The sequence below is a fragment of the Buttiauxella brennerae ATCC 51605 genome (assembly GCF_001654925.1).
Lineage (GTDB): Bacteria > Pseudomonadota > Gammaproteobacteria > Enterobacterales > Enterobacteriaceae > Buttiauxella > Buttiauxella brennerae.
In genome coordinates this window covers 349,402-361,775 of record NZ_LXER01000011.1, presented here as the reverse complement: position 1 = coordinate 361,775, position 12,374 = coordinate 349,402, and the positions used below count along the sequence as shown (strand labels likewise).

Below are 12,374 nucleotides of genomic sequence, written 5' to 3'. Positions count from 1 at the left end.
TCAAACATAATGAATCAACAAAACGCAGCCCGGTGCTCACCGGGCTTGAGCGTATTATTGGCTTTCCAGTCCAGTTTTTCAGCAAGCCGTTGCAACGCTCATTAGCTCATCATTTCCTCTGATTAAAGCGTAGTCCCCAACTGGCGCAGCGTTTGCACATCCTGCAAAGGTGCGGCACCAAAAGAGCGGCGGTATTCGCGGTTAAATTGTGATGGCGACTCATAGCCCACTTGCCAGGCAATACTCGCCACATCCTCGCTGCCGGAAAGCAGCATCCGCCGCGCCTCAAGCAGACGGATCTGCTTTTGATATTGCAACGGACTCATCACCGTCAGCTCTTTAAAGCGGTGATGCAGGCTCGAGGTGCTCATGCCAACACGTTTTGCCAGCTCGTCGATTTTTAGCGGCTCGGCAAAATGGCGTTTGATCCAGGCCAGCGCTTCGCCCACGCCTTTTCCCTGCGTCCACGAGAGTGTTTGCTTCCAGAAAGTCGCACCGGTAGGCGCGGTCACCAGGCGGTAGAGAATTTCCTGCTTAATCAGTTTTGATAACACCGGCAGGTCCGCAGGCGAGTCCAGAAGTTTCACCAGTCGCAAAAATGCATCCTGTAACCCTTCATCGGAATGCGTTACCCAGGCACCGGCATTAGCCGTTTCATTGTTTTTTTCCGGCAGTGATATTTGCAGCGAGACAATTAAATCCGCAATCTCTTTGCTGTTGAGGTCAATACGTACCCCGTAGTAAGGCTCTTCTTCGCAGGCTTGCGTGACTTGCCCGGAGACCGGCATATCAACGGCGGCCATGGAATAATTCCCCGGCCCGTATTCTGTGACGTTGTCACCAATGAGCATCTTTTTGCGCCCTTGCAGCAGCATGCACATCGAGGGTTCCAGCATGCCCCGGTTAAATACCGTGGGTTCTCTGACGCGAATAAACCGCAGCCACGGCAGTGCTGTGAGCAATTCCTGCTCAGTGGAGCCGGACTGCTGATAATGCGCGGCTACACGCTGGCAAAGCTCAGTTAAAATGCGGCCCTCAGGCCGCGCAGTTGTCTCTTGCTCTGGCATATCACTGCCCCATTATGGCTTTGGGTTCAAGATACCCTTCCAGCCCGAAAGTCCCAAATTCACGCCCGATGCCTGACTGCTTAAAGCCACCGAAAGGCGCCTGCGGTTCGTTATAGACACCGTTCACAAACACGCGCCCGGCGACAAGCTGGCTGGCGACGGCCTCTGTACGCCGTTCATCGTTACCGCTGACATAAGCCTGCAGGCCATAAACGGTGTCGTTCGCGATAGCAATTGCTTCGGCATCATCTTTATAGGTAATGACCGAGAGCACCGGGCCAAAAATCTCTTGCTGGGCTATCGTCATGTCGTTGCGGACATTAACAAAAACAGTCGGTTTAACATAGTAACCCCGCGCGAAACCTTCCGGGCGGCCTTCGCCTCCCCACAGCAATTCAGCGCCCTCTTCGATACCTTTGCGGATGTAATTTTGTACGCGTTGATATTGCTGGGCCGTCACTGCTGTACCGTGATTTTCACCAGGTACCAGTTGCGTAATGTCTTTCAGGATTTGTGCTTTGACGGCTTCTAAGCGGCTTTCATGCACCAGTAAACGCGTACCTGCAATACAGGCCTGGCCGCTGTTCCACGACATAACCTGTAGCGCCCGTGGGATGGCCTGTTCAAGATCCGCATCATCTAACAGAACATTGGCTGATTTCCCACCCAGTTCGAGCGTGACGCGTTTAAGCGTATCCACCGCTCCGCGGGCAATGGTTTTGCCGACGACGGTGGAGCCGGTAAAGGAGATTTTAGCGATATCCGGGTGGCGGGTGATTTCAGCGCCGACGACATCGCCACGCCCGGTGACGATATTAAACACCCCGTCAGGCAAACCTGCTGTATGCATACATTCGATGATTAACGCCGTCTGGCGGGCACTCAATTCGCTGGGTTTAATCACCGCCGTTGAACCAGAGGCAATCACCGTTGAGAGTTTGGTCGCAATAAAACCATAATTACCATTCCATGGGGTAATCAGCCCGACCACGCCCAAGGGTTCCATCATTACGCGAGCGTTACCCACGCGGGTTTCGAACGGGAAGCGTGATAAGACGTCGCGCATTTGCAGGAAGCTGTCGCAGGCATGGTTGACCGTCGCTTCGGCAAAACCCACCGCACAGCCGTACTCTTCAACCATGGTGTCGATAAGCTCTGCTTTGCGCGCCGATACCGCATCATGCAGTTTCTGCAACCAGGCCATACGTTGTTCACGCGTAGACAGTCGCATCGCCGGGAACGCCGCTTTTGCAGCCGCAATCGCCTGTCGGGTATCGTCGACATCGGCCAGTCTTACCTGGGTGATTTTTTCTTCTGTGACCGGGCTGACAAGCTCCAGCACTTCGTCACCGTGTGGGGTAATAAACTGGCCGTTGATATAGATGTGATTAATCGTTTTCATGCTGCGCTCCAGGTGTGTTTGACCGCTTTAGTGTCGGCTTAAACGGTGGTTTTCCTGTAGCGCAATGCTGTCAGATGATTGCACAATCCTGCAAAGTATCCCCTTTATCATTCAAGCTGCAGCGGAGGAAGCGTATCAAACACTGAGCGCAGGCAACTCCCCCACATATTGCGGATTTCACTGAAGTATTCGTGTTGTGCAGTGATGGCGTACTGGCGTGAGTCGTCAAAACTTTCGGCGTGATAAATCATCACATCCAGCGGCAGGCCAACAGATAAGTTGGAGTTAAGTGTGGAGTCCATGGAGATCAATGCGCATTGCACCGCCTGCTCAAGACCCGTGTTATAGCTGACTATCCGGTCGATTATCGGTTTGCCATATTTGCTTTCGCCAATCTGGAAATACGGCGTGTCGACGGTCGCCTCAATAAAATTACCTTCGGCGTAAATATGGAACAGGCGCATCGCCTCACCCCGAATTTGCCCGCCGAGGGTAAAGGTGGCGGTGAAGTCAGCGCCATCACGCGCAATGACCTCTTTTAAGGTCTGGCCCACCAACACGGCAGCATCATACAACGAGCTGACGGTGTAGAGATTTTGCGTCGTGGCATCCTGCGCCCGGTGTTGCAACAAATTAATGACGCTCTGGGTGGTCGCCAGGTTTCCGGCACTTTGCATGATTAACGTACGGTCATCGCCACGATGAAAAACATGCAGTTTTTTAAAGGTTGAGATGTGGTCAACACCCGCGTTGGTGCGCGAATCACTGACAAAAATCATGCCGCTGGATAGGTGCATGGCAACGCAATAGGTCATTTTTCGTCCTTTAGTTTCGAGGTTTTTGTTTCCCCTCACCCCAACCCTCTCCCAAACGGAGAGGGGGAAAACACGCGGTCATGTGGCAGAGGGAAAAACTCAATCTGTCCCCTCGCCAGGGGGAGAGGTTCGAGGTAAGGGCAAACTATTACTGCGAACCCTGCATCCGCTGCACCGCGGCTACGGTTTCCATATCCTCATCACCACCGCCCATGCGCACACCGCGCACCGGGCAGGCATCAAGATAATCAAACCCCACCGCCAGTTTCAGGTGGTGGCAGGTGTTGCGCGTATTATTGGTGATGTCAAAACTGTGCCAGCGCCCTTCCACTAGCGCCTCGACCCAGGCATGAGTCGCCACGTGTGCGCTGTCTGGCGTGTAGAGATAACCACTGACATAACGTGCCGGCAGACCCAGACTCCGGCAACAGGCGACAAACACATGTGCGTGATCCTGGCAAACACCCAGCCCGGCGGCAAAAACCTGCGCAGCGGTGTCTTTCACATGCGTTCCACCCGGCGTGTAAGGCATGCGCTCCAGAACTTCACCCATCATGATGGTCAGACTTTCGAGCGGTGAAGTTTCCTGCCAGTAACGCCCGGCAAAGGCCAGAATCGCGCTATCCGGCTGGGTTAGCGGGGTATGGCGCAGCCACACCAGCGGCGAAAGGGCTTCGCCGGAGCCGTCCCCCAACGTTTCACCTTCGGCAATTTCCACTACGCCGGTGGCCTTGATACTGATCGCCTGGTGCGGGCGGTCGAGGGTTAACACATGCAGAATATTGCCGAATGCATCGGTGGTTTGCACTGCCTCTTCCGGCAGTGCCAGCTGCCACGAGATGATGCGCTGGTGTTCCGATTCCTGCGGCGTGAGGCGCAAATATTGAGTACTGTGCTTCACTTTCTGCTCGTAGCTGTAGTGCGTGCTGTGCTCAATCGTCAGTCTCATTGTGCCTCCAGATAGGTGTATTGGATACTTTCGGAAATCGCATTCACCTGGCTTAAAAAACCCGTCAGCCAGCGTTGCAGCCCGGTGTCGATCACATCGTCCAACGTGCTAAAGCGCAGTTCGGCATGCAGAACATGGGCCAGGCGGCGCGGCGCATTGGCACTGTGCCCGCCAATTAATTCCAGTTGGTTGACCACCTCTTCGATGCAGGATCGTAACGAGCGAGGGCTTTCGCTGCGCAAAATCAGCAGGTCGGCAACCATTTCACGCACCAGCTGTTGCTTGTAGATACTGTGATAGGCCTCGCGGGCGCTCACCGCTCGCAATAAAGTGTCCATACGATAGTGCTCACGCACCGCATCGGGGTCGTTATCCAGCAGTTGGTTTTTCACCCCGAGTAACCGCGCGGTGCTGTCTGCACGCTCCAGTAATGTGCCAATGCGGATAAACGACATCGCATCGTTACGCAGCATGGTGCCAAACATCGCGCCGCGAAACAGGTGCGAGCGCTCTTTCACCCAGTCAAAAAAGTCATCGGCGTTGCTGCTGTTGACCCCTTCTTTACGCAGCCGCTTCATTTCAATCCAGGCGGTGTTAATGCTCTCCCACACTTCTGATGAGAGGCTGCCGCGCACCGCGTGGGCATTCGACCAGGCCGACTGTAAACAGCTGTAGATGCTGCTCGGGTTGCGGGTATCTAAGGCAAAATAGTCGAAAATACCGGGCATGGTGAGTTGTTGGTAATATTCCCAATAAGCGGTGCCGCTGCCGGTTAAATTGAGCGGTACCTGCAAGTCCTGGTGCCCGGTTTCGCGAAACGGCATCATGGATAAACGGTTAGTGACGTCCAGTACCCGGGCGATGTTTTCGGCGCGTTCCAGATAACGCGCCATCCAATACAGTTCACTGGCGGTGCGGCTTAACATGATGTGTCATCCTCCAGAACCCAGGTGTCTTTGGTACCACCGCCTTGTGATGAGTTAACCACCAGCGAGCCTTTTTTCAGCGCAACACGCGTCAATCCCCCGGCAATCAGGCGCGTTTCTGCGCCATAAAGTGCAAATGGCCGCAAATCGATATGCCGTGGTGCCAGCCCTTCTTCCACAAACGTCGGGCAGGTTGACAGCGCTAACGTGTCCTGGGCGATGTAATTCTGCGGACGCGCTTTTAACACCGTGCGGAACGCTTCAATTTCAGCTTTGCTGGCCGCCGGGCCAATCAACATGCCGTAACCGCCTGCGCCGTGAACCTCTTTCACCACCATTTGATCCAGCCGTGAAAGCACATAGCCCAGTTGGTCGGGATGGCGGCATTGCCACGTCGGTACATTATTGAGAATAGGCTCTTCGGAGAGATAGAAACGAATCATCGCGGGCACATACGGGTAGATTGATTTGTCATCGGCAACGCCTGTGCCGATGGCGTTTGCCAGCACCACGCCGCCTGAGCGGTAGACCGAGAGCAGACCGGGTACACCGAGCATTGAATCGGGACGAAACGCCAGCGGGTCGAGAAACGAGTCATCCACCCGGCGATAAATGACATCAACTTTGCACGGCCCAAGTGTAGTGCGCATAAACACTGCGCCCTCTTTGACAAATAAATCAGCACTTTCGACCAGTTCAACGCCCATCTGCTGCGCCAGGAAACTGTGTTCAAAATAAGCGCTGTTAAAGCGGCCGGGCGTAAGCACGACCACGGTCGGATCGTTGACCGGCGAACTTTCGCGCAGCGTTTGCAGTAAATGTGAGGGGTAGCGTTCAACCGGGCGAATACGTTGCTGAGCGAAGAGTTCCGGGTAAAGCCGCATCATCATTTTGCGGTTTTCCAGCATGTAGGAAACGCCCGATGGGGTGCGCAGGTTATCTTCCAGCACGTAATATTGCCCGTCGCCCCCACGCACCATATCCACGCCAATAATGTGTGCGTAAATATCACGATGCAGATTGATCCCCTGCATGCAGGGTTGGTACTGATCGTTAGCCAGCACCTGTTCGGCCGGGATCACACCTGCTTTAAGAATATTTTGTTCGTGGTAGATATCATGCAAAAAGAGGTTCAACGCCTGCACGCGTTGGCGGATACCGGCATCGAGCATCGCCCATTCCGTGGCGGGAATAATACGTGGCACGCTATCAAAGGGAATTAAACGCTCGGCGCCATCTTCATCGCCATAAACGTTAAAAGTGATCCCCACGCGGTGAAACAGTAAAGCGGCTTCTTGTTTCTTGCGCATCACCGCCGTGCTGTCTGCTCGTTGTAGCCAGTTCCAGTAATTTCCATAATGGCCACGATGATGGCCATCCATCGCAAACATTTCATCAAAAAAAGACGCGGCACCGGGGTCCATGTTGATCATAATTCCTCACTTCATGTCGTGTGGAGATAACATGTTATAAGCAGGAAATATGCCAGGCCGTGTTTGGTGCATTTCAGGGGGGGATTTGTCTGTTTATGTGGCAAAAACAGCCGCTCAAAAAAAGAACGCACCATGGCGGTGCGTTCTGTGGTTTATCGTTACGCCTGGCACTGTGTCCAGCGTGCTCGCAGGGTATCGTACACCCAGTTGTAAATCACGGTATACGGCAGGAAGAACAGGAAGAAACCGATCTCGACCATAAACGCCTGCAAGAGTGAAATATCCAGCATCCAGGCCGCCAGCGGTAGGCCAATCAGGATAAAGCCCCCTTCAAAACCCAGCGCGTGAGCGACGCGCAGTGGTAAGCGGCGCTTTTGCCCCATCGGGAAAATTTTATCAAACCCGGCGTTATAAATGATGTTCCACACCATGGCGACGGTCGAAAGCATGACTGCCAGCGCGCCCATCTGAAACAGTGGCTTATCCATAATCCACGCGGCTAAAGGCGCACAAATCGCAATCGCGATAACTTCAAAACCCACCGCATGCAGGATGCGTTCGGCAAATGTTCTTTTTTGGGACTGCATAACTCACTCCAGACGATATAAAAGCAATATGGCTTTGCGGCGTATTATTATCGCTATTAGTGATAGTATTAAGTTAATAGCCATCGAGAAAAGCGATAGGTAATGAATTACTCCCCTGAATCCCTTGAAGCGTTTTTACATGCGGTCGAAACCGGGTCGTTTTCTGCGGCGGCGCGCAAACTGAAAAAAAGCCAGTCAACGATAAGCAGCGCGATTGCCAATCTGGAAGCCGATCTCGGCGTTACACTGTTTGATCGCCAGAGCCGCCAGCCAGTGTTGACTGCTCAGGGGCAGCATATTTTGCCGTACATTCAGTCGATTATAGCCGCGAGCGAAAGGCTCAACGAAGTCTCAGTACGCCTTGCCGGAAACGTAGAGCCACGCTTGAGTTTTGTGCTGTCTGATATGTGGCAAACGTCGCACCACGAATCGATTCTCCAGCGTTTTTCACAGCGCTTTCCGGATATCGAATTTGAGTGTTTGATTGCCGAAGATGAAGACGTTATCGACCTGATTCAGATTGGCCGTGCGCATGTGGGTGTGTTGCGGGTACAGCCGCGTTACCCGGTGGATGTCACGGTGGCGCGGTTGCAGGTCGGGGCTGAAATGGCGATATATATTCACCGCCAGCATGAGTTAACCCGCCTGCCCAGCGTTGATATGGAAATATTGCATACCGTGCGCCAGCTGTGTCTGAGCACCTTCACTGACCCGACACGCAATAAGAGCGGCGGCCCGATGTGGTCATCGCCGTCACTTTTAATGCTGCTGGAGATGGCGGAACAAGGTTTTGGCTGGGGGATTTTACCGCGCTGGCTGGTTGAGCAGTTTGGTCACAATATTTTGCAGGAGTTGCCGGTCGCGGGCTGGCCGCAGCGCATGGATGTGGATGTGTTGTGGTCGAACAAAACGCCACCCGGCCCCGCAGGGCGCTGGATGATTGACCAGTTGCGGGCACAGGTGGCGTGATATTGCACGATAACGCTTTATTTGCGCTTCGGCATCGTCTTCAACAATTCATCAGGGCTGATAGACGCCACTACATCACTGCCCGGCAGCGGCATTTTCAGGATATGGTTTTTCATCTTGCCGATAACGTGCATTTCGCACGGCTTGCAGTCAAATTTCAGGGTTAATACTTCATCCTGATGCACCAGTTGCATCGGGGATGCTTTCCAGCTTTTCACTGAGCCTTTTGCCTGTTTCGGGCATAAGTTAAACGCAAAGCGCAGGCAATGTTTGGTGATCATCACCGGCACTTCGCCCTTCTCTTCATGCGCTTCATAGGCGGCATCAATCAGCTTCACGCCATAGCGCTGGTAAAATTCACGCGCTTTATGGTTATAAACGTTGGCGAGGAATGTGAGGTGATCTTCAGGGTAAACCGGCGCCGGTACGCAAACCGCTTTACGGCTGCCACGCTGGTATTGCTCGACACGGGCATCTGTTAGCGCATCAATAGCTTCACGGCGCAGCTGGTTAAGTTGGCTATTCGGAATAAACAACGCAGCAGGTAAATTCAGGTCCACTTTACGCGCCTGATACATCGTCTGGCCTAATTTCGCCAGGCTATCACGCAGGCTGGAGTAAGCTTTTTCCGGGTTGTTTGCCACATCAAACTGGCCTTCCAGCGTTTTGCTGACGCTCACGCCTTCTTCGCTGGTCACGGTTAGTACCAATTGTTCCTGCCAGCCACTTAATTCCAAATCCACCGCCACGCGGCGTTCGCTGGACGTTTTGGTCAGCGCCTGCTGCCAGTTATGGTCAAGGTTGCGGTTCAGCGGATGGTTCGGGCGCACATTTTTCAGTGTTTCCGGCATCTCATTTGGCCAGACGCGATATTGGTTTTTACCGGTTTTTTCCACAGTATTAGCGCGGAAACCAACGATATCGCGCTTGATCAGCACATTCAGGCCATCGCCATTGGTCAGCGTATCGGTGACGTTCACATCGAGGAAGTCTTTGCCGACTTTCAGCACCTCACCCACTGGCAGGCCGATATACTTCGGTGAATCAAACGCGCCGATATCGATTTTACGCTCGTTAACGAAATAGTCAGTGCTGCCACGGTGGAAGGTTTTATCCGGCGACGGGATAAAGAAGTGCGACGTCACACCGGAAGAAGCGCGAACCAGATCGCTGCGCTGCTCCATTAATTCATCCAGCAGCTGGCGGTAATAAGAGGTGATGTTTTTCACATAGCTCATATCTTTGTAGCGCCCTTCAATCTTGAAGGAACGCACGCCCGCATCGACGAGTGCCGCAAGGTTCGCGCTCTGATCGTTATCTTTCATCGAAAGCAGGTGCTTTTCATACGCCACGACGCGGCCCTGATCGTCTTTAAGCGTGTACGGCAAGCGGCAAGCCTGGGAGCAATCACCACGGTTTGCGCTACGCCCGGTCTGCGCATGCGAGATATTACATTGCCCGGAATATGCCACGCACAGTGCGCCATGAATAAAGAACTCAATAGTCGCATCAACGTTTTCGTGAATAGCGCGGATTTGGTTGAGGTTTAACTCACGCGCCAGAACAATTTGTGAGAAGCCCACATCAGAAAGGAATTTCGCTTTTTCAACGCTACGAATATCGCATTGCGTACTGGCGTGGATTTCAATCGGTGGCAAATCCATTTCCATCACGCCCATATCCTGCACAATCAGCGCATCCACACCAACCTGATACAGGTCGTGAATCATACGGCGCGCCGGTTCCAGCTCGTTATCGTGCAGGATGGTGTTCAGCGTAACGAAAATCTTCGCCCCATAACGGTGAGCAAACGGCACCAGCTCTGCGAGATCTTGCAGGCTGTTACCCGCATTATGGCGAGCGCCAAAACCAGGCCCACCGATATAGACCGCATCCGCGCCATGCAGGATGGCTTCGCGGGCGATGGAGGTGTCACGGGCTGGGCTGAGTAATTCAAGATGATTGGCGTGCAGGCACATAATGGGTCTGTTTTCTGTGTTATGGGCGAAAGGCGGCTATTGTAGTCAGATTGGCTGCGTAAGCATAGATCCGCGAATATGTGGTTTGAGGTATTACGGAGATAACATAATTATCTCAGTGGGTTAACAGAAAATGAGAATAACTCTTGAATGGCTAAAGACGGTGTATTGCCAAATGTTTTAACTTATACTTACATCAGGAATAATTACAAAGAGTGATCATATTAGCTTTAGTTATGTTGTGGCTAATTGAATCACTCAGTTAAGATGATAGAAAATGACAAAAAACACTGAACACTCAAAGCTTTATCAGTCAGAAGGCGTCAGGCTGTTATATAACAATTCATTACCAGGCATTCTGATTACCTTTGTTGCTTCTACTACTCTGGCTTTCACTTTTATTGATGATGCCAACTTTCATGGCAAATTACTCTGGTGGGTCGTGATGACACTGGTGCTGGCCGTGCGGGTCGTAGACACCAAAATGTGGATAAAAAGCGACGCTGAACGTAAAAACAACAAAAAGTGGACGTTCAGGTTTTCTGTCGGGTGTTTAATAACCGCCATGCTCTGGAGTGCGTATGCGGTGACGTTCTACCCGCAATTTAGCATTGAAGAACTGAGCAGTACCAATGTGATACTCGCAGCGATGGCGGGTGGAGCAACCAGCATACTTTCCGCAAGTCTGACTCTCGCAGCACTTTATAACATTATTATTTTGATGCCGATGTCCATATTGCTGATGATGCAATCCGAACAATATAAAATTAATCTCGGTGGGCTAGGCGTTTGTTTTACAATCATAATGATTATCTCGTCGGTGCGTTCCGCGAATTATATTAAAGAAGCCATTTTATTACGTTACAGAAATAAAAAACTGGTGTCGCGCATGGAAGAAACTATCCGTGTCAGAACGCAAGAAGTGTATGAGATGTCGAATAAAGACTCTTTAACGGGCCTGTATAATCGCAGCGCTTTTTTAGCGGCCGCAGAATCTACAGAACTCGACTTTAAAAATAATAAAACCACCGGCTTCTCGATTTTCTTTATCGACCTTGATGGCTTTAAAAATATCAATGACACACTCGGCCATAACGTTGGCGACAAAGTATTGGTTAATTTAAGTGCCCGGCTTAAAAATTGTAATAATACAGATACGTTGATGTGCCGCTGGGGTGGCGATGAATTTATTCTGTTGGCTAAAGAAAAAGATTACTCGTCAGCCAGTGAGCTGGCGGAGCAAATCACCGCCAGTCTGTCACTGCCTATTCGCCTCGATGACCAGACCATTACCCTGAATGCGACAATCGGTATTTCGGTATGCCCGGATCATGACATCTCTATTACGCGCCTTATCCAGCTGGCGGATATCGCCATGTATTCACAAAAAGGGAAATATCCGGAACGGTTTGCCTTCTATAACCTTGATCTCGAACGCGACCTGCGACGTAAAGTCACGCTGAATGAAGCCATGAAAGACGCTCTGGATCGCAACGAATTCCGCCTGGTATATCAACCTATTGTCGATGCAGAGGGTCAGGTCGTGAGTTTCGAGGCGTTAATGCGCTGGCGTTATCAAGAGCAAGAGATCTCACCGGTTGAATTTATTCCCTTGATGGAACAAAGCGGCCGTATTGTTCAGGTGGGAAGTTGGGTATTAGAAGAAGCCTGCAAAACGCTGGCGCAAATGCATAAGCACAGCCCGGATATTTGCATGTGCGTGAATATTTCACTGATTCAGTTCTACGACAAAGGCTTTGTGAATAACGTCATCCGGGTGATTGAGCGGTATGACATTCCGGGCCATTTATTGCACCTGGAAGTGACAGAATCTATCTTCCAGTCCGAACAAATGATGATTAACCAAAAGGTCAGCGAATTACAACAGCGTGGTGTGAAGTTCTCAGTTGATGATTTTGGCACGGGTTACTCAAGCCTCTCAGTTATCCAGAATATGAATATTGATTACATCAAAATCGACCGTTCGTTTATTCAGCATATTGAACAAAAAGGCCTTTCTATTGTTAAGGCGATGATGAATATCTCCCAGAGTCTTAACTTCAGCGTAATTGCAGAAGGCGTGGAAACGGAAAAGCAACGCCAGTTACTTGAACAGTGCGGCATTCCCTATATGCAGGGTTACTATTTCTCACGCCCGATCGAGCGCGAGAAAGCATTGGATTATATCGATTATTCCACCGCAGAGACCTGATGTTAACGATTTGTAATGGTATAGTCCGATAACGC

Annotated in this window: 10 protein-coding genes; 2 read left to right on the top strand and 8 right to left on the bottom strand. The window is 51.6% G+C overall.

All coding sequences use genetic code 11. The annotated features are described in order from the left end of the window. Window positions 1-122: 122 nt before the first annotated feature. The 7 genes from M975_RS06945 to M975_RS06915 form a co-directional block, all read right to left on the bottom strand. Window positions 123-1,067: an AraC family transcriptional regulator gene (locus tag M975_RS06945; protein ID WP_064558152.1), complete on the bottom strand. Its 945-nt coding sequence runs from the start codon at window positions 1,065-1,067 to the stop codon at window positions 123-125. A gap of 1 nt (window position 1,068) precedes the next feature. Further along, window positions 1,069-2,469, bottom strand: coding sequence for an aldehyde dehydrogenase family protein (locus M975_RS06940; RefSeq protein WP_064558150.1), 1,401 nt, complete (start codon window positions 2,467-2,469; stop codon window positions 1,069-1,071). Between the two features lie 107 nt (window positions 2,470-2,576). Then, the gene (locus M975_RS06935) at window positions 2,577-3,284 is read right to left on the bottom strand and encodes a proteasome-type protease (protein ID WP_064558148.1); all 708 of its coding nucleotides are present in this window, start codon (window positions 3,282-3,284) and stop codon (window positions 2,577-2,579) included. Window positions 3,285-3,432: 148 nt separating this feature from the next. Beyond that, window positions 3,433-4,233, bottom strand: a complete 801-nt coding sequence (locus tag M975_RS06930) for a transglutaminase family protein (RefSeq protein WP_064558146.1) — start codon at window positions 4,231-4,233, stop codon at window positions 3,433-3,435. Then, the gene (locus M975_RS06925; protein ID WP_064558144.1) at window positions 4,230-5,159 is read right to left on the bottom strand and encodes an alpha-E domain-containing protein; all 930 of its coding nucleotides are present in this window, start codon (window positions 5,157-5,159) and stop codon (window positions 4,230-4,232) included. The genes M975_RS06930 and M975_RS06925 overlap by 4 nt, the downstream gene beginning before the upstream one ends. Further along, window positions 5,153-6,592 (bottom strand): circularly permuted type 2 ATP-grasp protein, encoded by a 1,440-nt coding sequence (locus tag M975_RS06920; RefSeq protein ID WP_064558142.1) that lies wholly within the window; start codon window positions 6,590-6,592, stop codon window positions 5,153-5,155. The genes M975_RS06925 and M975_RS06920 overlap by 7 nt, the downstream gene beginning before the upstream one ends. A gap of 158 nt (window positions 6,593-6,750) precedes the next feature. Next, a complete protein-coding gene (locus M975_RS06915) occupies window positions 6,751-7,179 on the bottom strand; it encodes a multidrug/biocide efflux PACE transporter (protein ID WP_064518685.1) in 429 nt (142 codons plus the stop codon). A 102-nt stretch (window positions 7,180-7,281) separates the two neighbouring features. Between M975_RS06915 and M975_RS06910 the strand changes: the two genes are divergently transcribed. Further along, window positions 7,282-8,148, top strand: coding sequence for a LysR family transcriptional regulator (locus tag M975_RS06910; protein ID WP_064558140.1), 867 nt, complete (start codon window positions 7,282-7,284; stop codon window positions 8,146-8,148). A gap of 17 nt (window positions 8,149-8,165) precedes the next feature. Here the strand turns inward: M975_RS06910 and M975_RS06905 are convergent, their stop codons facing one another. Further along, complete coding sequence (locus M975_RS06905; RefSeq protein WP_064558137.1) at window positions 8,166-10,127, bottom strand: peptidase U32 family protein; 1,962 nt, start codon at window positions 10,125-10,127, stop codon at window positions 8,166-8,168. Between the two features lie 277 nt (window positions 10,128-10,404). Between M975_RS06905 and M975_RS06900 the strand changes: the two genes are divergently transcribed. After that, a complete protein-coding gene (locus M975_RS06900) occupies window positions 10,405-12,339 on the top strand; it encodes a putative bifunctional diguanylate cyclase/phosphodiesterase (protein ID WP_064558135.1) in 1,935 nt (644 codons plus the stop codon). The last annotated feature ends 35 nt before the right edge of the window (window positions 12,340-12,374 follow it).